Raw genomic sequence first — 3,598 nt, forward strand, 5'->3', positions numbered from 1 at the left:
GCCTTCTGCAGCTCGTCGGCGCTCCAGCGGCCCTCGCCGACCCAGACCAGCGATCCCACCATCGAGCGTACCTGGCTGTGCAGGAACGAGCGCGCCGAGGTGACGATGTTGACGGCGTCGCCGTCTCGCACCACGTCGAGCTGGTCCAGCGTCTTCTCCGGCGATTTGGCCTGGCATTCGGTATCGCGGAAGGTGGTGAAGTCGAACTTGCCGACCAGCCGCTGCGCCGCGTCATGCATCGCATCGCTGTCGAGCGGCCGCGGCAACCGCCAGACCTTGCCGATGTCGAGCGCAAGGTTGGCCCGGCGATTGGAGATGCGGTAGATATAATGGCGCTTCCTGGCCGAGAACCGCGCCTCGAAGCTGTCGGGGACGATCTCCGCACTGAGCACACCGATCGGATGCGGCCGCAAATGCGCGTTCAGCCCGTCGCGAAAGCGGCCCGGCACGAAATGCTTGGCAATGTCGCAATGCGCGACCTGTCCCAGCGCATGCACCCCGGCGTCGGTGCGGCCGGCGCCGTGCACGCGAACCCGCTCGCCGCAGATCGCCTTGACCGCGTCTTCCAGCGCGCCCTGCACCGTGGCGCCATTGTCCTGCAGCTGCCAGCCGCAAAACGGCGCGCCGTCATATTCGATGATGAGTTTGTAGCGGGGCATCAGACGAGCCGTATCGGTGGTGCGAGCGGCGTGCCGCGCAAAAACTCCTGCGCCTTCATCGGCTTTGCACCGGCGCGCTGCAGGTCGAGAATGCGGATCGCGCCGCCCTGACAGGCAATGGTCAGCCGGTCGTCGAGCAAGTCGCCCGGCGCGCCGGCTCCGCTGGCCAGTTCGCAGCGCAGGATCTTGACCCGGACCTGCTCGCCATCGATCGTCATCTCGCACCAGGCGCCGGGAAACGGCGACAGCCCGTGAATGTGGCGCAGCACGTCGCGCGCGGGCCGGTTCCAGTCGATCCGCGCCTCCGCCTTCTCGATCTTGGCGGCGTAGGTCACGCCCTCATCGCTCTGCTTCGTGAGCTGCAACCGGCCGCGTTCCAGCGCGCCCATCGCGCGCACCATCAGGTCGGCCCCGAGCGGCGCCAGCGCGTCGTGCAGATCGGCGGCCGTCATGGCGTCCGATATCGCCAGCCGCTCGGCCATCGCGACGTCGCCGGTGTCGAGGCCGACATCCATTTTCATCACCATCACGCCGCTCTCGGCATCGCCGGCCATGATGGCGCGGTTGATCGGCGCCGCTCCGCGCCAGCGCGGCAGCAGCGAGGCATGCAGATTGAAGCAGCCGAGCGGCGGCGTATCGAGAATGGATTTTGGCAGGATCATGCCATAGGCGACGACCACGGCGGCATCGGCCTCGTGAGAGCCGAATTCCTGCAGCGCTTGCGGTGTCTTCAGGGTGGAGGGCGTCAATACGGGGATGTTCAGCCGCCGCGCTTCCTGCTCCACGGGGGTCGGCTGCAATTGCAGACCGCGACGGCCGCCTGGCTTGGCCACACGGGTATAGACCGCCGCGATATCGTGGCCATGGGCGACCAGTTCCAGCAGCGTCGGCACCGCGAAGTCGGGCGTGCCCATGAAGATCAGGCGGAGCGGCATGTTCGCGGAAGTCCTTTAACCAAGCATCCAGATAGCGAGCGTCATCCTGAGGTGCGAGCGCTTGCGAGCCTCGAAGGATGCGCAGGAAAGAAAGAACGTCGCTTGTGACTGCCGTCGCCCTTCGAGGCCCGGCGCCAGGCGGCGCCGCGCACCTCAGGGTGACGGCGAGGTCGGGCCTACTCCCCCGCCCGCTTCGCGGCCTTGGCAAATTTCTTCAGCACGCGGTCGCGCTTCAGCTTCGACAGATAGTCCACGAACAGCACGCCGTTGAGGTGGTCGATCTCGTGCTGGATGCAGGTGGCGAACAGGCCGTCGGCGTCTTCCTCGTGCACCTTGCCGTCGAGATCGGTGAAGCGGATGCGCACCTGCGCCGGCCGCTCAACCTCCTCGTAATATTCGGGGATCGACAGGCAGCCTTCCTCGTAGACCGAAAACTCTTCCGACGATGACACGATCTCCGGATTGATGAAGACGCGCGGCCGCGGCTTGGTCTCGCCGTCCTCGTCCTTCTTGGCGAGGTCCATCGTGATCAGCCGCAGCGGCTGCGCGACCTGGATGGCCGCCAGCCCGATCCCGGGGGCGTCGTACATGGTCTCCAGCATGTCGTCGGCCAGCCGGCGGATCTCTGCCGTGACCTTTTCGACAGGTTTGGAGACCAGCCGCAACTGCTTGTCCGGCAGGATGATGATTTCTCGGAGTGCCATGGTGGGGCGATTTAAGCTGCCGATCTGCCGGGGTCAATGCACCGAGGAAGCCTGTTAACCCCCTGCTAACCATGAATCCTCAGCTGAAGTTAACCACGAAAATTAAGCTTCAGTTAACCACAAATGTTCCCTCTTCGTTCGCGTTTGCGGCCGAATCGGCTACAAGGGCGGCATGAACGAGATCCTTTTCATGATCGGCGACACGCCGGTCCACACTGGCGAAGCGCTGCTCGGCTTCGGCGCGCTGGCGCTGGTGCTGTTGCTGACCATCGCCATCATCATCGCGCGCTCCGGCAGCCGGGGCGCGGCGCTGGCGATGGCGCAGGCCATCCGCGCCGACGAACTGGAGGAACGGGTCAGTGAAATGCTGCGCGCCCAGTCTGAGGCCACCGGCCGGGTCCATGAGATGGGCCAGGCGCTGGCCGGCCGCCAGGCCGACATGGCGCGCGCGGTCAACGAGCGGCTGGATTCGGTGACCCACCGGGTCGGCCAGTCGATGGAAGCGACCACGCGCAACACCATGGATTCCCTGCGTGTGCTGCATGAGCGGCTCGGCATCATCGACAACGCCCACAAGAACCTCACCGACCTGACCTCGCAGGTCACCACGCTGCGCGACGTGCTCGCCAACAAGCAATCGCGCGGCGCGTTCGGCCAGGCCCGGATGGAAGCCATCGTGCAGGACGGCATGCCCTCGGGGTCTTACGAATTCCAGCACACGCTCTCCACCGGCAAGCGGCCGGATTGCGTGGTTTTCCTTCCCGACCAGCGCCCGCTCTGCATCGACGCCAAGTTTCCGCTGGAGGCGATGACGGCGCTGCATGACGCGCGCACGGATGAGGAAAAGAAATACGCCACGCAGCGGCTGCGCGCCGACGTCATGAAGCATGTCAGCGACATCGCCGAGAAATACCTGATCGCTGGCGAGACACAGGACACCGCGCTGATGTTCGTGCCGTCGGAATCGGTCTACGCCGAAATCCATGACGGATTCGACGACGTGATCCAGAAGGCCTACCGCGCCCGCGTCGTGCTGGTGTCACCGTCGCTGCTGATGCTGGCGATCCAGGTGATGCAGCAAATCCTGAAGGACGCGCGGATGCGCGACGCCGCCGACCAGATCCGCACCGAAGTGCTCAACCTCGGCGACGACCTCAACCGGCTGCGCGACCGCGTGCTGAAGCTGCAGAAGCATTTCGGCGACGTCAACGAGGACGTCCGCCAGATCCTGATCTCCGCCGACAAGATCGAAAAGCGCGCCGGCCGGATCGAGGAACTGGATTTCAGCAAGTCCGACGCC

The 3,598-nt window shown here is 65.4% G+C and carries 4 protein-coding genes; 1 reads left to right on the plus strand and 3 read right to left on the minus strand.

The window, feature by feature from the left end; all coding sequences use genetic code 11:
* The 3 genes from truA to def form a co-directional block, all read right to left on the minus strand.
* On the minus strand, positions 1-659 hold a 659-nt coding region (truA, locus tag Q8N40_RS25930), incomplete at its 3' end, for a tRNA pseudouridine(38-40) synthase TruA (RefSeq protein WP_305713844.1).
* On the minus strand, positions 659-1,594 hold the full coding sequence (gene fmt, locus Q8N40_RS25935) for a methionyl-tRNA formyltransferase (RefSeq protein ID WP_305713845.1): 936 nt from the start codon (positions 1,592-1,594) through the stop codon (positions 659-661). The genes truA and fmt, both read right to left, overlap by 1 nt.
* 176 nt (positions 1,595-1,770) lie before the next feature.
* On the minus strand, positions 1,771-2,298 hold the full coding sequence (def, locus tag Q8N40_RS25940) for a peptide deformylase (RefSeq protein WP_305320735.1): 528 nt from the start codon (positions 2,296-2,298) through the stop codon (positions 1,771-1,773).
* 172 nt (positions 2,299-2,470) lie between these two features.
* On the opposite strand from def, the gene Q8N40_RS25945 reads away from it, so the two are divergent.
* The coding region (locus Q8N40_RS25945; RefSeq protein ID WP_305713846.1) for a DNA recombination protein RmuC at positions 2,471-3,598 on the plus strand (1,128 nt) is incomplete at its 3' end.

This window comes from Bradyrhizobium sp. (assembly GCF_030693485.1).
Taxonomy (GTDB): Bacteria; Pseudomonadota; Alphaproteobacteria; order Rhizobiales; family Xanthobacteraceae; genus Bradyrhizobium.

Bases quoted from the DNA above. Each gene is read 5' to 3' on its own strand.
- def (WP_305320735.1), bottom strand. From the start codon at position 2,298: ATGGCACTCCGAGAAATCATCATCCTGCCGGACAAGCAGTTGCGGCTG.
- fmt (WP_305713845.1), bottom strand. From the start codon at position 1,594: ATGCCGCTCCGCCTGATCTTCATGGGCACGCCCGACTTCGCGGTGCCG.